This window comes from Erwinia sp. HR93 (assembly GCF_034555055.1).
Taxonomy (GTDB): Bacteria; Pseudomonadota; Gammaproteobacteria; order Enterobacterales; family Enterobacteriaceae; genus Apirhabdus; species Apirhabdus apintestini.
In genome coordinates, this window is the sequence record NZ_JAXUDP010000001.1 from 3,273,981 (window position 1) to 3,292,336 (window position 18,356).

The following is an 18,356-nucleotide window of genomic DNA, read 5'->3' on the forward strand; positions in this document are numbered from 1 at the left end:
CGTCTATTATGCCGCTACTGTAGCCTGCTCCTTGAACAGGGTGCAAGAGCTTCAAAACACAGGCGCAGGTAATAAAATGCGCTCTCCGTCCGCCTCGAGTAGCCGGAACGGCACCTTGTAAACTGACTCCAGGCGCGCCGGAGTAAGTACTTCTGCGGCGCGCCCCTGAATCAGGCAGCGACCCTGTTGTAATAACCAGACTCTGTCCGCGTGATGCAGGCTGTAATTCAAATCGTGGCTGCATAGCACTACGCTCCCGCCGACCGCGCGATGAGCGGATAGCGCCTGAGCCAGCGCCTGCTGCTGAGCGATATCCAGGTTATTAAGCGGCTCATCCAGCAGTAACAGATTCCCCTCATGCGGCGCCTCGATTTGCAGCAAGGCCGCGCAGAGCCTGGCGCGCTGCCATTCACCGCCGGACAGCGCCGATACGTGGCACTGCCATTTATTTTGCAAACTAAATCGATGCGCTACTGATTCCAGCCTCTGGTCATCCGGTATGGCCTGATGGTGCTGAAGATAGCGCCACAGCGGCATGGAAAACGGCGGCGTATGCTGTTGCGTCACCCAGGCGCGACGGCGTGCCAGCGCGGCGGGCTCCCACACGTGCAGCGGGGAACCGGCGAAATCAAGCTGCCCGCTCCCGCGCAGCATTCCTGCCATCAAGGCCAGCAGAGTACTTTTCCCCGCGCCATTAGGGCCGACAAGGTGCACACACTCGCCCCGGTGAATTTCCCCGTTCAGCGACAGCAGGCGCGGTATGTAACTTGCCTGGCGCAGGCGCAGTATTATTGGCATTGAACCTCAAATAAGCTGGCGCCGTTTTCCGATACCGATACGGCGGGAAAGCGGCACAATAAATACCCGGACGTCGTCATTTCTGTCCACGCAATAATAGCCATATGAATAGAGGCGCACCAAGAGTGGAGGTAACGACGCCTATCGGCAATTCACCTACGCCCGGCGCGCGGCGCGCAACGATATCGGCCAGCGTTAACAGCGTCGCGCCGGCAAGCGCGCTGCCGGGCAGTAAAACGCGATAATCGCTAAGCCCGCACAGACGCAGCGCGTGAGGAACGATAAGCCCGATAAACCCTATCGCACCGGCGAGCGCCACGCCGATCCCTACCAGCCAGCCGGTGACGGCAACCAGTAAATTGCGCCACAGCCACAGCGGCAGCCCAAGCTGGCGCGCAGTAGCGGCGCCAAGAGCCAGCAGGTTGAGTTCATCACCGCAGCGGGTGAGCCAGATGATACCCGGAACCAACAGCGCCATCAGCCAGCCTTGTCCCCAGCTGATACCGCCAAAACCGCCCATCATCCAGTACATCAATTGACGCAGGTCTACCGCAGTTGAGAAGTACACGGCCCAGGTCATGGCGGCGCTGCACACAATTCCCAGCGCCACACCGCACAGCAGCAGACGGCTTATGGAGGCGTAGCGCAGAGCAAAATGCAGCAGCAGAGCAGTAATCACCAGCGCACCGCCGATGGCAAATAGCCCCAGCATCCAGTCGGGCGTTTCCCCGTGTCCCAGTAAAATGCCCGCCACCAGCGCCAGGCCAGCGCCGTTCGTAACGCCCAAAAGGCCGGGCTCAGCCAGCGGGTTGGCAAATAACGCCTGCATCACCGCGCCTGTCACGGCCAGCGCGGCTCCAGCCAGCGCGACAGCCAGCGTCCGCGGCAGCCGCAGTTCCCCGACAAACAGGCGCCCTTCGGCGCTAAGCCAGCGCGTCGGCCCGATCCAGATTTCGCCCACGCATAAGCTTAAGCCGGTGGAGACGCACAGCGCCAGAGCGAGCCCCCAGAGCCAACGATATTCATAGCGACGCTGGCGGGAAATAAATGAAAGCATGCAGGACTCATCACATTTATCGAGTTGTCGCATGATTTTACGGAGAGTTGCGGTGGGGGAAAAGAAAAAATCAGCAATGCAGAGTCGCTATATTATCAACTCTGCTGCGGTAATAAGCAGCGTTACCAGAATATCTCCGAATAAACGCGGCTTTAGCGTTCATTACTCCAGAGATGCGCCAGAAGAGGTTAAATGTGCTTCAAATTCCGCATGCGTTAATACACGCTTTCCCGAAGAGGCTTTCAGCTTCTTCCCTTCTTCCTGTAACACGGCGCGGTTAGCCTGTGACTGCTTTTTCCCTAATTTGCGTAATAGCGAATTCAATTCATGATCTTCAGAAAAATTAATAAGTTCTCTGTCTGTGGTTGTCATAGTCATACTCCGTGAATAAATAATTCGCGAGCCGGATATAACGCGGCTGCGCGCTCAGGCAGGGGGCAAACAAACATACTCCCTAATAGCTGGGTATAGTCACAGAATTCCGGCGTGTCAAAGCGGGGGAAAGGCAACGTCTGTAAGATTAGGCGCTTTTATGTATAGATGAGCGCCAGGCTGCGCTTGCCGATGGTTTATCCAGCCCTAACGTTAGCGGGTTATTACAATGAAGCGGCAGCTAACCCTGCATACCGTCTTTAACGCTATTTGAGCAGCGACGATATGCAGGTATATCCATGAGTAATTTTACGCCAGCCGGCTTTGATAGCGGTTAAGGGCTATCAGAAACTCAGATTAGCGCTGAGACCGCCCACAAAGGCGTTGTCGACTTTACTCACCGCGCCCGGCGCCGATACGTATTGCAGATTAGGCCGCAGCTGGAGCCAGTTAGTTACATGGACGTTATAGTAAACTTCATAGTTGTACTCTGCCCCTTCCTGAATCGGCAGGTACGTAGGGCTATGATAATCCACTTCGCCATTCGCACGGTTTTCTGCCCGCAGCATGCGGGTATAGTCGGAGTTTACGTGAATACGCGCCGCGCCAACGCCGATTTCATCTTCAGGACGCGCATCGAACGGCCCTTTCCAGGTGAGTGCGATCGCCTGATAATTATCCGTTTTCGATGTCCTGTGGTCGTTCATCACTGCCTGTAAAGTCAGCGTCAAACCGCGATCCGCGCTACCGCCCTGGCTGGTAAGCTGCTGCTGGGCGAGAATATAGCCACCGTAGGCATGCTTCGTATTGTGGAAACCGTCGTTGCGCCAGCTATCGTAAACATTATCGTTAACCGATGAATAGTAATAGCCGATGCGATAGTTGCCCGGTAATTTATCCGCTCCCAGCGTCGGCTTCCAGCCCAATTCTACCGGCACCAGGTTGCCCTGCGTCGGGTTAAATTCAAGGCGGAAACCATCGCCGCGCGCATAGTTATAAGGATTTTGGTTATAAAAACCGACCTGCAGGAATACATCCGGCGTCAGGTTGAGTTTTACGCGACCGCCCCACTGCGACACCGGCCAGTTGTACCAGTGGTCGCCACGCCAGTTACCCGCCTGCCCGCTGCCGAATGCCAGATTCTGGAATTTACTGTCAAAATTATCGAAGTCTTCGCCTACGGTAACGCGACCCGCCTTCACGTCCAGCGTGTCATCGAAAAAGCCTTTACGCAGCCAGAACTGAGTCAAACGCCAGGTTTGCCCGCGACCATAAACTTCCTGCACTGAAGAAAGTGTGCCAGTACGCGGGTCGGCAACCTGGTCGGATAAATTCTGACCGTCACGGTTGGTGATGGTCATTTGGAATTCAGTGTCCTGCCAGTTCAATAACTTCTCAAGGTCGAGATTGACACCAAATGCCCACTGGTCGGAATAGCGTGCGGTCGTCGAGCTGTGATAGCCACCGCCCCAGTTAGACGCAGCCTCCATGGTGTAGTTGAGCTGGAAATCCACCCCATCGTCTATCAGGGCGCTGCGGGTTCCGCCCCAGTCGCCAAACATCCACGGAGAGTCGTAGCTAAGAGGCTCTCCCGCCGCCATGCTGTTGCCAGCAAATAGAGCCAGGCACAGTGCGCTAAGCGCCATACCGCCGTTTCTTTTCGTCACTGCCATTAAATGTTTCATATTTTTTCTTTTAACAGTTTTTAAACCTGAAAATCGAGTGTACGAGGCCTAAGGAATGCCTTAGTTACGGATTCGTGCGGCTAAATAAATTAGAGGGAACTTTTGCAGAAAAATGAGATCAAGAAAACAAAAAGGCGCATTATACAGCGCCTTTTAAGGTGAACTAAGCTTAATTGACTAAAGAAATGGCGATACGTCGCCTTGCCCTTCGCGGATAATCACCGGCGTATCTTCAGTTAAATCGATAACGGTTGTCGGTTGCTGCCCCAAATAGCCGCCGTTGATAATTAAATCAACCTGCTTTTCCAGCCTGTCTTTTATCTCTTCCGGATCGGACTCAGTGAACTCGCTGTCTGGCAGCATTAACGATGTCGACAGCATGGGTTCCGCCAGCGCCTCCAGCAGCGCCAGCGCTATTGGGTTAGACGGCACGCGCAGTCCGATAGTTTTCCGTTTCTCCTGCAATAAGCGGCGCGGAACATCCTTCGTGCCTTTTAATATGAACGTGTAATTACCCGGCGTATTATTTTTGATTAACCGAAACGCAATATTATCGACCCAGGCATAGGTGGAAAGCTCGGAAAGATCGCGACACATCAGGGTAAAATTGTGGTTACTGTCCAGTTGACGGATGCGACAAATCCGCTCCATCGCATGCTTATTTTCTAACTGACAGCCCAGCGCATACCCGGAATCGGTTGGATAAACAATTACGCCGCCTTTGCGTACAATTTCCACCGCCTGAGTAATGAGTCGCGGCTGTGGGTTGTCCTGATGGATATAAAAAAACTGGCTCATACCGCCCTCTTAATATGTTTGGCCCAGGCCCAGTCTTGCCATACGGGAATTACCCCCTCTGGAAGCGCCAGGCGCCGCCCCAGCTCAATCCACGCGCAGGGCTGGTGAAAATCAGACCCTTGTGATGCCCGCAGCGAAAACTGGCGGGCGTACAGCGATAATTGCTGCCGTTCGCCCGGCGCCTGCTGGCATTGAGCGATTTCCATAGCGTCACCGCCGGCCTCAGAAAAATGCGCCAGCAGGCGTTTTAGCCATTTTGCCGATAAACGATAGCGCCCCGGATGGGCTATCACGGCCTGCCCGCCTGCCAAATGAATAACGTGAATAGCCTGCTCTATTGTACACCATTGCGCAGGGACATAACCCGTTTTACCGCGTGCGAGATAGTGCCGGAATACATCTGCCATTGAATTCGCACGTCCATCCTCCACCAGAAAACGGGCAAAATGCCCTCGCGTGATCGCACCCTGCCCGGCATATCGCAATGCCCCTTCCCAGGCGCCAGGTATGCGTGCTTTTTCCAGCCGGGCTGCTATATCCCGGGCACGCTGGTGACGCAGCCCTTGCTGATGCTGCAAAAACGCCGTTAACGCAGGGTGCCCGATATCAATGTTTAAGCCGACAATATGGATCTCCTGGTTTTCCCATAATGTCGACATCTCTACGCCGCTCACCAGATGTAATGGCAGTGACGCCTGCTCAATCGCCTCTCGCGCTGCATTCACGCCGTCTACCGTGTCGTGATCGGTAATGGCCAACACATCAACCTGCTGCTCAACGGCCCGTGCTACCAGTGCATCGGGTGTGAGCATGCCATCTGAAGCGGTAGTATGACTATGTAAGTCAAACATCAGTGCAGCTTCGGTCTCTTTCACAGCGTCTCCCGGTCGCGGAATGCATTATCGCCGCGCCATGATAACCAGAGAATAATAAAAAATCGCTATTGACATTCCCGTTACGAACCAGTTAACTAGTACACAAGTTCACCTCGCAGGATATTCGTTATGATTACTCAATCTTTTACCGTTAATCGTTGGTGGCGCATGACCTGATTTCGGGCCATGCTGCATGTCTGCGTACTGCACACGAATATCTGGCCCGCCATCAAGCGGGCTTTTTTTTGAACACTCTGATTCAGGCGGCAAGTAAAATGTTTATAGCTAAACCAGCGCTGGAAATCATTGCGGATAACGCAATCTATCGGGAAAACCCCACCGCTCTATTTCATCAAATCTGTGCCGATCGTCCGGCGACCCTGCTCCTTGAATCCGCGGACATCGACAGTAAAGACAACCTGAAAAGCTTGCTGTTAGTCGACAGCGCGCTGCGTATTACCGCCCGCAATGACCGCGTAACGCTTGAAGCGTTTTCCGGTAACGGGCTTGCCCTGCTGACATTGCTGGACAACGCTTTGCCCTGCGGCATCATCAATGAAAAACGGGCCAGCGCGCGGATTCTATCCTTCCCTGCCGCCAGCCAGCTCCTCGATGAGGACGCGCGCCTGTGCTCCCCATCCGTATTCGATGCTTTTCGTCTGTTGCAGACGCTCGTCACCTTACCGGAGCAGGAACGCGAAGCCATGTTCTTCGGGGGGCTTTTTGCCTATGACCTGGTGGCGGGTTTTGAGGATCTCCCAACGCTGGCTTCTGATGATGTTTGCCCGGACTTCTGTTTTTATCTGGCCGAAACGCTATTGATTATCGACCATCAGACCAGAAGCACGCGCATCCAGGCCAGCCTGTTTACCCCCGACGAACAGGAAAGAGCGCGTCTCATCGGGCGCGTCTCAGAACTGCGCCAAAAACTGAATGAGCCGCCGGCAACGCTGCCTGTTACTGCTCTTTCGCAGATGCCATGTGAATGCAATCAAAGCGATGATGCCTTCGGCAGCACCGTGCGCCGCCTGCAAAAAGCGATTCGCGCCGGAGAAATTTTTCAGGTCGTCCCGTCGCGCCGCTTCTCCATACCCTGCCCTTCACCGCTCGCTGCTTATGATGTGCTTAAAAAGAGCAACCCCAGCCCGTATATGTTTTTTATGCAGGATGAAGCGTTCACGCTGTTTGGTGCCTCGCCGGAGAGTTCTCTTAAATATGACGCCCGCAGCCGCCAGATTGAAATTTATCCCATCGCCGGCACTCGTCCGCGCGGTCGTCGGCCGGACGGCTCATTAGATAACGACCTGGACAGCCGCATCGAATTAGAAATGCGCACTGACCATAAAGAACTTTCTGAACACTTAATGCTGGTCGATCTGGCACGCAACGATTTGGCGCGTATTTGTACCCCGGGAACGCGCTATGTCGCCGACCTGACGAAGGTTGACCGCTATTCATTCGTGATGCATCTGGTGTCCCGCGTGGTAGGCGAGCTACGCCGCGATCTGGACGTACTGCACGCCTATCGGGCCTGTATGAATATGGGCACGCTCAGCGGCGCCCCTAAAGTCCGCGCCATGCAGCTCATCGCGGAGGAAGAAGGTACGCGGCGCGGCAGCTACGGCGGTGCGGTAGGTTATTTTACCGGGCATGGCGATCTCGATACGTGCATCGTTATTCGCTCCGCCTTTGTTGAAGACGGCATCGCCACGGTACAGGCTGGCGCAGGTGTGGTGTTGGACTCTATTCCGCAGGCGGAAGCCGATGAAACCCGCAATAAAGCTCGCGCAGTGCTGCGCGCTATTGCTAAAGCGCACGGCGCACAGGAGATATTCTAATGGCCGATATTTTGCTGCTCGACAACATCGACTCGTTTACCTGGAACCTTGCGGATCAGCTACGCGCCAATGGGCATAACGTGGTCATTTACCGCAACCGCGTACCGGCACAAACGCTGATCGACCGGCTAAGTACCATGGAAAACCCGGTGCTGATGCTGTCTCCCGGGCCGGGCGCCCCGTCTGAAGCGGGCTGTATGCCAGAATTGCTGACCCGCCTGCGCGGCAAGCTGCCGATCATTGGCATTTGTCTGGGACATCAGGCCATCGTCGAAGCCTATGGCGGCTATGTCGGGCAGGCCGGTGAGATTTTGCACGGTAAAGCCTCCCATATTGAGCATGATGCACAGGCGATGTTTGCCGGATTGCCAAATCCTTTTCCCGTCGCCCGCTATCATTCGCTGGTTGGGAGCGATATTCCCGCCGGGCTTACGATTAGCGCGCACGTGAACGGCATGGTCATGGCAGTACGTCACGATGCCGATCGCGTTTGCGGATTTCAGTTTCACCCGGAGTCCATTTTAACCCCGCAGGGAGCGCTCCTGCTGGATCAGACCATCGGCTGGGCGTTACAGAAACTGGAGCCAGCCAATACGTTACAACCGATTCTGGAAAAGCTTTATCAGGCTCAGACCCTCACACAGCCGGAAAGTCACCGTCTGTTTTCCGCCGTCGTGCGCGGCGAAGTTAAACCGGAACAGCTCGCCGCAGCGCTGGTCAGTATGAAAGTCCGCGGCGAACATCCCCATGAAATCGCCGGCGCGGCGACGGCCCTGCTGGAAAATGCGCTACCGTTTCCTCGCCCCGAATACGACTTCGCTGACATTGTTGGCACCGGCGGCGACGGGAGCAACAGTATCAATATATCCACGGCCAGCGCCTTCGTTGCGGCCGCCTGCGGGCTTAAAGTAGCGAAACACGGCAACCGCAGCGTATCCAGTAAGTCCGGGTCATCTGATTTGCTGGCCGCTTTTGGTATTAATCTGGATATGAATGCAGAACGATCGCGCACCGCGCTTGACGAACTGGGGATCTGCTTTTTATTCGCACCGAAATACCATACGGGATTTCGCCACGCCATGCCGGTACGCCAACAGCTTAAAACGCGCACGCTGTTTAATGTCCTTGGGCCGTTGATTAATCCAGCGCATCCGCCGCTGGCGCTCATTGGCGTTTACAGCCCGGAGCTGGTATTACCCGTGGCCGAAACGCTGCGAATGCTGGGTTATCGCCGCGCTGCGGTCGTCCACAGCGGCGGCATGGACGAAGTATCGCTACATGCCCCCACCGTGGTCGCGGAACTCAACCAGGGGGAAATTCACAGCTATCAACTAACCGCCGCTGATTTTGGATTAACGCCCTACCATCAGGATCAACTGGCTGGCGGCACGCCGGAAGAAAACCGTGACATCCTCACGCGCTTATTACAAGGTAAAGGTGAGGCCGCCCATGAAGCCGCCGTTGCGGCAAATGTCGCTATGCTAATGCGCCTGCACGGGCAGGAAGATTTAAAAGCAAATGTGCGACAGATTCTCGATGTGCTCCGTAGCGGCACCGCTTTTGATTGCGTTACCGCACTTGCCGCAAGAGGATAATCTTATGCAAGGTACTGTATTAGCTCAAATCGTTGCAGATAAACGCCTATGGGTGGAAGCCCGTAAAGCGCAGCAGCCGCTGGCGTCGTTTCAAAATACGATTGTCGTCAGTTCGCGTAATTTTTATCACGCGCTGCAGGGAACGCGCACCGCGTTTATCCTGGAATGTAAAAAAGCCTCGCCGTCAAAAGGCCTTATTCGCGAGGATTTCGATCCTGTGCAAATCGCCGGCGTTTATCAGCGTTACGCCGCCGCCGTGTCGGTTTTGACGGACGAGAAATATTTTCAGGGCAGTTTTGACTATTTGCCCGCGGTCAGCCGCGCGATCCCCCAGCCGGTATTGTGCAAAGACTTTATTATTGACCCATACCAAATTTATCTGGCCCGGCACTACCAGGCTGACGCCTGTCTGCTGATGCTTTCCGTGTTGGATGACGACCAGTATCGCCAGCTTGCCGCCGTCGCCCATAGTCTGGGCATGGGCGTATTAACGGAGGTGAGCACCGAGGATGAACTGGAGCGCGCCATTCGCCTTGAAGCCAAAGTGGTTGGCATTAACAATCGCGATCTGCGCGATCTCTCAATCGATCTGGATCGTACGCGTCGCTTTGCACCGCGTCTGGGACACAATGTCACTGTCATCAGCGAATCCGGTATTCATCGCCACGCGCAAATTCGTGAATTAAGCCGGTTCGCCAACGGTTTTTTAATAGGCTCCGCGCTGATGAGCGAGCCAGACCTGGAAATGGCGGTGCGCCGCGTGCTGCTGGGCGACAACAAAGTTTGTGGACTCACGCGACCAGAAGATGCCCGCGCCGCGCATCAGGCGGGGGCTATCTACGGTGGCCTGATTTTTGTGCCTGAATCTCCCCGCGCCCTGACGCAAGAGGCGGCGCAGGCGGTAATTAACGGCGCGCCGCTGCGCTATGTCGGGGTATTCCGTAACGCCACACCCGAGGTCATCGCTGAGTACGCGGGCGGGCTGAATCTTTACGCCGTTCAGCTTCACGGAACAGAAAATCAGAGCGCTATTGATGCGCTGCGTGAAGCGCTGCCGCCTGAAGTGCAAATCTGGAAAGCGCTGAGCGTTTCACATTCGCTGCCAGCGCGAACGCTGCGACACGTTGACCGTTATGTTCTTGATAACGGTCAGGGCGGTACCGGTCAGCGTTTTAACTGGTCGCTGCTGGCGGATGCAGAACTAAGTAATGTGATGCTCGCAGGCGGACTCAGCGCAGACAACTGCGTGGATGCGGCCAATGCCGGCTGCGTCGGCCTGGATTTCAACTCTGGCGTAGAGTCAGCGCCAGGCGTGAAGGATACCCAAAAGATTACCGCGGTTTTCCAGACGCTGCGGGCCTACTAAGGAAATGACGATGAAAACGTTACTCAACCCATGGTTTGGTGAATTTGGCGGCATGTATGTGCCGCAGATACTCATGCCTGCGCTGCGAGAACTGGAAGCCGCGTTCGTACACGCACAACGCGATCCGGAGTTTCAGACGCAGTTTTCCGATTTACTGAAGAACTATGCGGGGCGCCCCACCGCGTTAACCCGCTGCCGTAATCTTACGAGCGGAACCCGTTCCACGCTGTATCTCAAACGTGAAGATTTACTCCACGGCGGCGCGCATAAAACAAACCAGGTTCTGGGCCAGGCGCTATTGGCGAAGCGAATGGGCAAGACAGAAATTATCGCTGAAACGGGCGCGGGCCAGCACGGCGTGGCCTCTGCGCTCGCCTGCGCGCTGCTCGGTCTGAAGTGCCGTATCTATATGGGCGCTAAGGACGTTGAGCGACAGTCGCCCAATGTTTTCCGTATGCGCCTTATGGGGGCCGAGGTAATCCCGGTATACAGCGGTTCTGCCACGCTGAAAGACGCGTGTAACGAAGCACTGCGCGACTGGTCCGGCAGCTACGAAAATGCGCATTATATGCTGGGCACCGCCGCTGGCCCACATCCCTTCCCCACTATTGTTCGGGAATTCCAGCGCATGATTGGCGAAGAAACCAAAAAACAGCTGCTGGAACGCGAAGGCCGTTTGCCGGATGCGGTTATCGCCTGCGTTGGCGGCGGCTCTAACGCCATTGGGATGTTCGCCGATTTTATCGATGATGCAGATGTTCGCCTGATTGGCGTCGAGCCGGCAGGCCACGGCATTGAAACGGGTGAACACGGCGCGCCGCTTAAGCATGGCCGTACCGGGATTTACTTCGGTATGAAAGCCCCCATGATGCAAACGGAAGAAGGCCAAATCGAAGAATCTTACTCCGTTTCCGCAGGGCTGGACTTTCCCTCCGTTGGGCCGCAGCATGCCTGGCTGAACAGCACAGGGCGCGCGGACTATGTTTCTATTACCGATGACGAAGCGCTGGAAGCCTTCCAACAGCTGTGTCGCCATGAGGGCATTATCCCGGCGCTGGAATCCTCCCACGCGCTGGCTTACGCCCTAAAAATGATGCGCGAAGCGCCGGAAAAAGAGCAGGTTTTGGTAGTAAATTTATCCGGACGTGGCGACAAAGATATTTTTACCGTTCACGATATTTTGAAAGCCAGGGGAGCGATGTGATGGAACGTTATGAGCAACTATTCAAACGGCTTAAAGACCGCCAGGAAGGCGCATTTGTTCCGTTTGTCACTCTGGGCGATCCATCGCCAGAGCGGTCGCTACAGATTATCGACGCGCTGGTTGCCGGCGGCGCCGACGCGCTGGAGCTAGGCATCCCATTTTCCGATCCGCTGGCGGATGGCCCGACGATTCAAAATGCCACACTTCGCGCCTTCGCCGCTGGGGTTACGCCGGCGCAGTGTTTTGAGATGCTGGCGCTTGTCCGCCAGAAGTATCCTGAATTGCCGATAGGCCTGTTGATGTATGCCAATCTGGTGTGGAACCGCGGCATCGATAATTTTTACGCCCAGTGCGCACGGGTCGGCGTAGATTCCGTACTGATTGCCGATGTTCCCCTTGAAGAATCGGCTCCGTTCCATCAGGCCGCGCTGCGCAGTGGGGTAGCGCCGATTTTTATCTGTCCGCCAAATGCTGACGATGAACTGCTACGTTTGTTGGCTTCCCATGGCCGTGGCTATACCTATTTACTTTCCCGGGCTGGCGTAACCGGCGCCGAGAATAAAGCCAGCCAGCCGCTGCACCATTTAATTGAAAAGCTAGCGGAATATCAGGCGCCCCCTGCACTACAGGGTTTTGGTATCTCAGAACCAGCGCAAGTGCGCGCCGCGTTAGCAGCCGGCGCCGCCGGGGCAATTTCCGGCTCGGCGGTAGTAAAACGGGTTGAAAGGCATCTTGAACAGCCCCAGCAAATGCTTACAGAATTAACGCAATTTGTTCAGCGTATGAAAGCGGCAACCCGCGACTAGCACTACACTACAGCGAAGCCGCCTTTACCGGCTGTTTCGCTCTTTTTGTTCATTGGTTGTGCTCTTTTTCATCATCTCTTAAAAAAACTCTGCCTATTTCTGCGATTGCCTTTTCCTATCACCATTAACATGCGTTCGCCTGTCTGGCCCGATCGCTACACGCTGCGATTTATATAAATAAAGAAAGGACTCAGGCGGAATAAAAGGAATGGTTTTAACGGTAAACCGCAAAACGATAGCGCTCCCGGCGAGGTGCGTACGCATGACAGGCCGATTAATAATAATAGAGAGGATGTTATGCTTAACGTTAGTTTTCTTACCCCTAAACTTGTCGCTGCGGTAATCGGCGGCATCGGTTTTTTTATCTCCCCTTCTTTATTTGCTCAAACCCATAGCGCTGCAAGCGGGATAATTTATTTCAGCGGAGAAATCGTTGAAGATGGCTGTGCGGTTGCCCCACGGCAAAACAATATTCACATCTCTTGTTTTGACAGTCAGCACCAGATAAAAACGGCCCAAATTGCGACAAAGGCGTATTCACCCCAGCCGCTGCCGGGTAACAGAGGCACAACCGAGATGGAGTGGCTTGATAACTCGCGTACTACCGGCGTGGTTACAGTTTCATATCATTAAGGGTTTTCTGCGTGCTTTAGCGTTAGTTTCTTAATTCCGGGCGCATAAATCTTGTCTGCAAATATTCATGCCATAAGGCTAAAAAAGCCTGCGTACTTTTGCTATCTCGCCGGCACTTTTGCTTCAAAAGTCACTGAATAAAGAATATTTACAACGGATAAAATAAAGGCCAGCTTAGCTGGCCTTATAACCTGGTGAATATTCAGCGTTAGAAACGGTAACCGGCTGAGAACATAAAGACCCATGGATCAAGCTGAGTACTGATACTCTGACGCGCTCCACCTGCCTTGAATTTGACTTCGGTATCAATATCCATGTACCACACTGAGGCGTTAATCAACCAGTTTTTATCAATCAGATAGTCAACGCCGGCCTGACCGGCCACTCCCCAGGAGTTTTTCAGGCTTAAATCGCTCAACCCACTCTCTTTACCCGTGTCGTTAAATTTATTATCGAAGAACATGGTGTAGTTAACGCCAACGCCTAAATAGGGGCGAAAAGTACTGCCCGCATCGCCGAAATACCATTGCGCCATTAATGTTGGCGGCAAATGGTGGACCGTTGCTAAATCACCGGTTGGCCCTAACCCCACTTTATGTTTAAAAGGCGTAGCCGCCAGTAATTCAACGCCGATATTATCGGTCGCCATATAAGTGAAAGTAAAACCCGGCTGCGTATTGTTATCAACGTTAAAGCTGCCCATACCCAATACGTTATTTGAGCTTTCATTTGGGCGGACGGTCGCACTTCCCACGCGGAAGAAAAACTCTCCCGCTTCGTGCGCAACCACGCTGCTGGAAAAACAACTTACCGCTAAAAGCGCTGCTGCAATCTTCTTCATTATCCCTTTCCTTATTATGGTATTCGCCAATCGGAATATACCTATAAGGAAGTAACATTGGATGTAAATTGCTCACACTTTAGTGGCTATTTTCACATTCCATGATCCAAATTAATTTTAAATATGATCTGAATTAAGATTAACGAGTTTACTGATAAACCGCATTTTTGATTAAAGCTCCAGTTTCATATTTTCTGTCACAGATTATCTGCTATCGGTTTTAGCGACCTCGGTTTTGCCGGGAATGCCTCAGAAGACAGCCTTCACGAATACCTGCCCTTACCGGGCAAATATGCACCCATTAGCGGAGTTACCCACGCACAGCAGGTTCGCTTTGGTAAGCTCTGTGCAGAACGCGTTATTTTTCCTGATAGCTCAGTGCATAATGCCGCTCACTTCAGGGCTTATTGCTACACCTGAATTGCCGCCTCCGTGCGGCGAGATAAAATACGCTCTGAGCCGCTGGCATCCGAACTTGATCAAGGATTGGGTTTTAGGTAACCCATTATTTTTTGAAAAAAATCGGTCTCATCAGAGATTCATTTTTTTGCTCAAACTAACGCGGAAGGCGGCCTATACCATCTTTATCAAAAACCACGACGCGCCTTTACATTGCGGGCCTTAAGCCGTTTGCCTGGTGCTACACCACGTGTTTCAGGGTACAATCCGCACAGTATCATTCAGATCAGCCCCAAAGGAGTATGCATGTCTATCACGGCGGGATCCGTTTACCGTGACGCGGGTAATTTCTTTCGCAATCAGTTCATCACCATTTTGCTGATCGCTCTGTTATGTACCTTCATTACACTTGTATTAGGGCACGCGTTTACGCCCGGTGAGGAGCAGCTTGCGCTTCTTAATAATGTGGATAATCTCTCCGGCAGCAGCGGGCTATTTGAGATGGTGCAAAATATGACGCCTGAGCAGCAACAGGTGCTGCTGCGTGCCTCTGCGGCTTCCACATTCTCTGCGCTTATTGGCAATACGCTGCTTATCGGCGGTATGTTAGCGCTTATCGCTCTCATATCCGGCGGCCATCGGGTAAGCGCGCTGCGTGCGCTGGGCGCCGCCGCGCCGCAGCTACCGCGCTTATTCATTTTGATATTGTTAACAATGTTTATCGTACAGCTTGGATTTATGCTGGTCATCGTTCCAGGCATAATTTTGACTATCCTGCTGTCACTGGCACCGGTTATTCTGTTTAAAAACAAATCAGGCATATTCACCGCCATGCGCTTTAGCCTGCGCCTGGCGTGGGATAACATACGGCTGGTCGCTCCCGCCGTCGGCGGCTGGCTGTTGGTAAAGCTGTTATTACTGGTTTTCGCCTCTTCATTGCTCAATTCAGCGAATCCCACTATCGCATCTATTCTCCTTAATACGCTCAGTAATCTGGTCTCTGCCGCGCTGATTGTCTATTTATATCGACTGTATATGCTGATACGCCAGTAACCTTTTCGGATGTCCGACAACGCGTTATAGTCGGGCATCCCTCTGCAATGGAATTGATTATGAAGCAACTGCTCGACTTTCTTCCGCTCATCGTTTTTTTCGCTTTTTATAAGATTTACGATATTTATACCGCGACCGCAGCGCTGATCGTTGCTACCGCGCTGGCGCTCATTTTTAGCTGGTATAAGTATCGTAAAGTTGAAAAGATGACGCTTATCACCTTTATTTTGGTCGCCGTTTTTGGCGGGCTAACGCTATTTTTCCATACCGATGAATTTATAAAATGGAAAGTGACGGCGATTTACGGTCTTTTTGCAGCGGCGTTGCTCATCAGTCAGTGGCTGCTAAAGAAAAACCTCATTCAAAGTATGCTGGGCAAAGAGATTTCGCTCCCGGAAACAGCCTGGAAGCGCCTTAACGTTGCCTGGGCGCTGTTCTTCCTTGCCTGCGGGATTGCTAATATTTATGTAGCGTTTTGGTTACCGCAAAATATTTGGGTAAATTTTAAAGTCTTCGGGCTTACGGCGCTGACGCTATTATTTACCGTACTCAGTGGCGCTTATATGTATCGCCATATGCCTCACGAAAATAAATAATGCCTTTCGGGCGGCTATCGCCGCCCATTCACAACCTCTTCCCCTGGATATAAACCGCCGTCACTATTTCTCACCCGATTAGGGTTTATTGCATTATGGTACGGGCTATGGGCATTTAAACAATTATGGCTTTCTCGCTGTGAATCTCCGCTATTCACGCCAACGCCTGCTTCACGCTTTACCCCTCTTCTGGATATACTTCGCCGCTGCAAAAGTCACTTTATTCAGGAAGACATGATGACAAATCCTTTATTGCCACAGGGCGATCTCGTGTTACGCACGCTGGCAATGCCCGCTGATACCAACGCCAACGGCGATATTTTTGGGGGATGGCTAATGGCGCAGATGGATATGGGTGGCGCTATTCTGGCCAAAGAAATTGCCCTTGGCCGCGTAGTTACCGTGCGGGTTGACGGCATGACGTTTCTTAAGCCGGTTGTCGTTGGTGACGTGGTGTGCTGCTACGCCCGCTGCGTTAAGCGCGGTAGAACGTCGATTACTATCAATATTGAAGTGTGGGTGAAAAAGGTGTCAACGGAGCCGGTCGGTCAGCGCTATAAGGCCACGGAAGCCGAATTTATCTACGTGGCCGTAGACAATGAAGGTCGGCCCCGTCCTTTGCCTCCCGTTCAGGCATAAAAAAACCGCCGGCAATTACCTTACCGGCGGCGTTATTAACGTAAAATGCGTGCAGTGCGAACGTGTGCCGACTATTGCATACTGGCTCCGCCGTTAATGCGGAACACAATATTCACAATTAATCCCTTTCCCGGTTTCCCAGACTCATAGCGCCAGCGCCGCATTGCTTGTTTCACTTCTCGTTCAAACATGTTGGCGGGTTTTGCCGATAGGATCTCGATATTTTCCACGCTACCGTCCCTTGCGACATCAAATTTCACTCTCACCTTCCCCTCCATGTGCAGCGCATAGGCACGGGCAGGATACTGAGGCTGATTGCGGCGCAGCGCCTTCGGACCAGCCGACACTGTGGCCGCAGGCGCATTCACCGGCGCAGTTTGCTGCGCTGGCGTGCTGGCGGCCGGCGTACTCTGGCTAAACGGTGAGGCCGCTTTAGGCGGTTCTCTTCGTACCGGGCGCGGCGTTGCTACTTTTTTCTCAGCTTCAGGCTTCGGTTTGGGCTTAGGTCGCGGCTTTGGCTGAGGTTTATGAATCACGACGGGCGCTTCTTTAGGCGGTTCCGGCGCAGGCTGTGGCTCTGTTTTTTGCTCTGCCACCGGCTCAGGCGCCGGCTGCGGTGGCTCTAACGCCTGTGGGGAAACCATCGTTACGCTAATGGCCTTTGGCGACGGCACCGCTATTTCAATGGGCTGATGCACTGAAATATATAAAAGCCCTGCCACCAAAGCACCATGTAGCGCTACGGACAAGAGTGCAGGCCAGGGAAAACGGCGAGGTGAGTCAAAAGTCATTGCGGTCATAGTTATCCCGAACGAAAAGCAGGAACGTGATTTTAAATGCAAATAGCAATCATATTCAACAACCGTTGCCAATTAACTGACTCTGCACCGTAGTTTTTACCGCTTCAGCGAAAGATGTATGTCTGGCATGTTATCTTTCCGTTGCACGCTCACGCGGTTTCACATAACGTAAGCGCAATTTTACCCTACACAAGGAGTTCCCCGTGCTGTATGTCATTTATGCAGAGGATAATGCAGATTCGCTGGAGAAGCGCCAGGCCGCGCGTCCAGCCCATCTGGCTCGCCTTCAGCTGCTCCGGGATGAAGGACGATTACTCGCCGCCGGGCCGCTTCCGGCCGTTGACAGTAATGACCCCGGTGCCGCCGGGTTTACAGGTTCACTGATCGTGGCTGAATTTGAAACTCTGGAACAGGCCGAACGATGGGCGCAGGACGATCCCTATCTGGCCGCGGGCGTGTATCGGCAAGTATCAGTTAAACCCTTTCGCCGTACCTTCTGAATATACTGGCGGAAAAGCAGCATCAAGTTTTACGCTTTCCGCCTCCTCTGTGCACTGCCCCCGCGTTAGCAAATCTTCCGGGCCGGACTTTGGCGATAAAAAGTAAAGTATCCTACAGGCGCATGAAGCATGATAACGATATGAGAAACCAGGGGAATGCGCGTGAAGCAAAGGCTTATAAGGGTGTGCCAGAGCTGCGGTTATTCCCACTCTGGCATCGGCCTAATCATCGTGGATGGCAAATAGCAGCGTTAAACGCTGTCGTGAGACCAAACACTTTCTGATAGCATGGATACGCATATTGCGCCGTGACTGCGCCTCAAGCCAGCGCGTTTTGCGCCGCTGAGACTGCCGCACCATCCGCCAGCGCCCCACTTCTGTTCGACTACGTCTCATTATTTATACTCTTTTGTGTCATGACGGCTCATTATAATCCGTTTAATCCACCAAACCAGCCGTTTTAAGGCATGGTTTAGGTTTCCTGACGCCGACGTTGTGCGT

19 protein-coding genes and 1 other annotated feature are annotated in these 18,356 nt (G+C 53.4%); of the genes, 10 read left to right on the forward strand and 9 right to left on the reverse strand.

Going from position 1 to position 18,356, the window contains the following annotated elements; all coding sequences use genetic code 11:
- Positions 1–51: 51 nt before the first annotated feature.
- The 6 genes from btuD to rnm form a co-directional block, all read right to left on the reverse strand.
- Complete coding sequence (gene btuD, locus SFA31_RS15285; protein WP_322838753.1) at positions 52–798, reverse strand: vitamin B12 ABC transporter ATP-binding protein BtuD; 747 nt, start codon at positions 796–798, stop codon at positions 52–54.
- Between the two features lie 76 nt (positions 799–874).
- Positions 875–1,855: a vitamin B12 ABC transporter permease BtuC gene (btuC, locus tag SFA31_RS15290; protein ID WP_322838754.1), complete on the reverse strand. Its 981-nt coding sequence runs from the start codon at positions 1,853–1,855 to the stop codon at positions 875–877.
- A 162-nt stretch (positions 1,856–2,017) separates the two neighbouring features.
- Positions 2,018–2,227 carry a hypothetical protein gene (locus tag SFA31_RS15295; protein WP_322838755.1) on the reverse strand — a complete coding sequence of 70 codons (210 nt, stop codon included), beginning with the start codon at positions 2,225–2,227 and terminating at the stop codon, positions 2,018–2,020.
- Between the two features lie 344 nt (positions 2,228–2,571).
- Complete coding sequence (locus SFA31_RS15300; protein WP_416208359.1) at positions 2,572–3,873, reverse strand: carbohydrate porin; 1,302 nt, start codon at positions 3,871–3,873, stop codon at positions 2,572–2,574.
- Between the two features lie 216 nt (positions 3,874–4,089).
- A complete protein-coding gene (locus SFA31_RS15305) occupies positions 4,090–4,710 on the reverse strand; it encodes an L-threonylcarbamoyladenylate synthase (protein ID WP_322838757.1) in 621 nt (206 codons plus the stop codon).
- On the reverse strand, positions 4,707–5,585 hold the full coding sequence (rnm, locus tag SFA31_RS15310) for an RNase RNM (protein WP_322838758.1): 879 nt from the start codon (positions 5,583–5,585) through the stop codon (positions 4,707–4,709). Before rnm ends, SFA31_RS15305 begins: the two co-directional genes overlap by 4 nt.
- 153 nt (positions 5,586–5,738) lie before the next feature.
- Positions 5,739–5,832, forward strand: a sequence feature (Trp leader region).
- Between the two features lie 28 nt (positions 5,833–5,860).
- Between rnm and SFA31_RS15315 the strand changes: the two genes are divergently transcribed.
- The 6 genes from SFA31_RS15315 (at position 5,861) to SFA31_RS15340 (ending at position 13,027) form a co-directional block, all read left to right on the forward strand.
- Positions 5,861–7,423 (forward strand): anthranilate synthase component 1, encoded by a 1,563-nt coding sequence (locus SFA31_RS15315; RefSeq protein ID WP_322838759.1) that lies wholly within the window; start codon positions 5,861–5,863, stop codon positions 7,421–7,423.
- Entirely contained in the window at positions 7,423–9,018 is a 1,596-nt protein-coding gene (gene trpD / locus SFA31_RS15320) for a bifunctional anthranilate synthase glutamate amidotransferase component TrpG/anthranilate phosphoribosyltransferase TrpD (RefSeq protein ID WP_322838760.1), read from the forward strand. The genes SFA31_RS15315 and trpD overlap by 1 nt, the downstream gene beginning before the upstream one ends.
- A gap of 4 nt (positions 9,019–9,022) precedes the next feature.
- Positions 9,023–10,384 carry a bifunctional indole-3-glycerol-phosphate synthase TrpC/phosphoribosylanthranilate isomerase TrpF gene (gene trpCF, locus SFA31_RS15325; RefSeq protein ID WP_322838761.1) on the forward strand — a complete coding sequence of 454 codons (1,362 nt, stop codon included), beginning with the start codon at positions 9,023–9,025 and terminating at the stop codon, positions 10,382–10,384.
- 10 nt (positions 10,385–10,394) lie between these two features.
- Positions 10,395–11,588 (forward strand): tryptophan synthase subunit beta, encoded by a 1,194-nt coding sequence (trpB, locus tag SFA31_RS15330; RefSeq protein WP_322838762.1) that lies wholly within the window; start codon positions 10,395–10,397, stop codon positions 11,586–11,588.
- A complete protein-coding gene (gene trpA, locus SFA31_RS15335; protein ID WP_322839392.1) occupies positions 11,588–12,394 on the forward strand; it encodes a tryptophan synthase subunit alpha in 807 nt (268 codons plus the stop codon). Before trpB ends, trpA begins: the two co-directional genes overlap by 1 nt.
- A gap of 297 nt (positions 12,395–12,691) precedes the next feature.
- Complete coding sequence (locus SFA31_RS15340) at positions 12,692–13,027, forward strand: hypothetical protein (protein WP_322838763.1); 336 nt, start codon at positions 12,692–12,694, stop codon at positions 13,025–13,027.
- Positions 13,028–13,235: 208 nt separating this feature from the next.
- On the opposite strand, the gene ompW is transcribed toward SFA31_RS15340, so the two are convergent.
- Positions 13,236–13,868 carry an outer membrane protein OmpW gene (gene ompW / locus SFA31_RS15345; RefSeq protein WP_322838764.1) on the reverse strand — a complete coding sequence of 211 codons (633 nt, stop codon included), beginning with the start codon at positions 13,866–13,868 and terminating at the stop codon, positions 13,236–13,238.
- 705 nt (positions 13,869–14,573) lie between these two features.
- Between ompW and SFA31_RS15350 the strand changes: the two genes are divergently transcribed.
- The 3 genes from SFA31_RS15350 (at position 14,574) to yciA (ending at position 16,555) form a co-directional block, all read left to right on the forward strand.
- A complete protein-coding gene (locus SFA31_RS15350; protein ID WP_322838765.1) occupies positions 14,574–15,320 on the forward strand; it encodes a YciC family protein in 747 nt (248 codons plus the stop codon).
- Between the two features lie 59 nt (positions 15,321–15,379).
- Positions 15,380–15,916 (forward strand): septation protein A, encoded by a 537-nt coding sequence (locus tag SFA31_RS15355; RefSeq protein WP_322838766.1) that lies wholly within the window; start codon positions 15,380–15,382, stop codon positions 15,914–15,916.
- 234 nt (positions 15,917–16,150) lie between these two features.
- Entirely contained in the window at positions 16,151–16,555 is a 405-nt protein-coding gene (gene yciA, locus SFA31_RS15360; protein ID WP_322838767.1) for an acyl-CoA thioester hydrolase YciA, read from the forward strand.
- Between the two features lie 71 nt (positions 16,556–16,626).
- On the opposite strand, the gene SFA31_RS15365 is transcribed toward yciA, so the two are convergent.
- Complete coding sequence (locus SFA31_RS15365) at positions 16,627–17,355, reverse strand: energy transducer TonB (RefSeq protein WP_322838768.1); 729 nt, start codon at positions 17,353–17,355, stop codon at positions 16,627–16,629.
- 203 nt (positions 17,356–17,558) lie between these two features.
- On the opposite strand from SFA31_RS15365, the gene SFA31_RS15370 reads away from it, so the two are divergent.
- On the forward strand, positions 17,559–17,855 hold the full coding sequence (locus tag SFA31_RS15370; protein WP_322838769.1) for a YciI family protein: 297 nt from the start codon (positions 17,559–17,561) through the stop codon (positions 17,853–17,855).
- Positions 17,856–18,077: 222 nt separating this feature from the next.
- Here SFA31_RS15370 and SFA31_RS15375 read toward each other — a convergent pair whose 3' ends face one another.
- The gene (locus SFA31_RS15375; RefSeq protein ID WP_322838770.1) at positions 18,078–18,251 is read right to left on the reverse strand and encodes a YciY family protein; all 174 of its coding nucleotides are present in this window, start codon (positions 18,249–18,251) and stop codon (positions 18,078–18,080) included.
- Positions 18,252–18,356: the final 105 nt, after the last annotated feature.

Coding starts and splice junctions, on each gene's coding strand:
- btuD (WP_322838753.1), bottom strand. CDS start 798: ATGCCAATAATACTGCGCCTGCGCCAGGCAAGTTACATACCGCGCCTG.
- btuC (WP_322838754.1), bottom strand. CDS start 1,855: ATGCTTTCATTTATTTCCCGCCAGCGTCGCTATGAATATCGTTGGCTC.
- SFA31_RS15295 (WP_322838755.1), bottom strand. CDS start 2,227: ATGACAACCACAGACAGAGAACTTATTAATTTTTCTGAAGATCATGAA.
- SFA31_RS15300 (WP_416208359.1), bottom strand. CDS start 3,873: ATGGCGCTTAGCGCACTGTGCCTGGCTCTATTTGCTGGCAACAGCATG.
- SFA31_RS15305 (WP_322838757.1), bottom strand. CDS start 4,710: ATGAGCCAGTTTTTTTATATCCATCAGGACAACCCACAGCCGCGACTC.
- SFA31_RS15315 (WP_322838759.1), top strand. CDS start 5,861: ATGTTTATAGCTAAACCAGCGCTGGAAATCATTGCGGATAACGCAATC.
- trpD (WP_322838760.1), top strand. CDS start 7,423: ATGGCCGATATTTTGCTGCTCGACAACATCGACTCGTTTACCTGGAAC.
- trpCF (WP_322838761.1), top strand. CDS start 9,023: ATGCAAGGTACTGTATTAGCTCAAATCGTTGCAGATAAACGCCTATGG.
- trpB (WP_322838762.1), top strand. CDS start 10,395: ATGAAAACGTTACTCAACCCATGGTTTGGTGAATTTGGCGGCATGTAT.
- trpA (WP_322839392.1), top strand. CDS start 11,588: ATGGAACGTTATGAGCAACTATTCAAACGGCTTAAAGACCGCCAGGAA.
- SFA31_RS15340 (WP_322838763.1), top strand. CDS start 12,692: ATGCTTAACGTTAGTTTTCTTACCCCTAAACTTGTCGCTGCGGTAATC.
- ompW (WP_322838764.1), bottom strand. CDS start 13,868: ATGAAGAAGATTGCAGCAGCGCTTTTAGCGGTAAGTTGTTTTTCCAGC.
- SFA31_RS15350 (WP_322838765.1), top strand. CDS start 14,574: ATGTCTATCACGGCGGGATCCGTTTACCGTGACGCGGGTAATTTCTTT.
- SFA31_RS15355 (WP_322838766.1), top strand. CDS start 15,380: ATGAAGCAACTGCTCGACTTTCTTCCGCTCATCGTTTTTTTCGCTTTT.
- yciA (WP_322838767.1), top strand. CDS start 16,151: ATGATGACAAATCCTTTATTGCCACAGGGCGATCTCGTGTTACGCACG.
- SFA31_RS15365 (WP_322838768.1), bottom strand. CDS start 17,355: ATGACCGCAATGACTTTTGACTCACCTCGCCGTTTTCCCTGGCCTGCA.
- SFA31_RS15375 (WP_322838770.1), bottom strand. CDS start 18,251: ATGAGACGTAGTCGAACAGAAGTGGGGCGCTGGCGGATGGTGCGGCAG.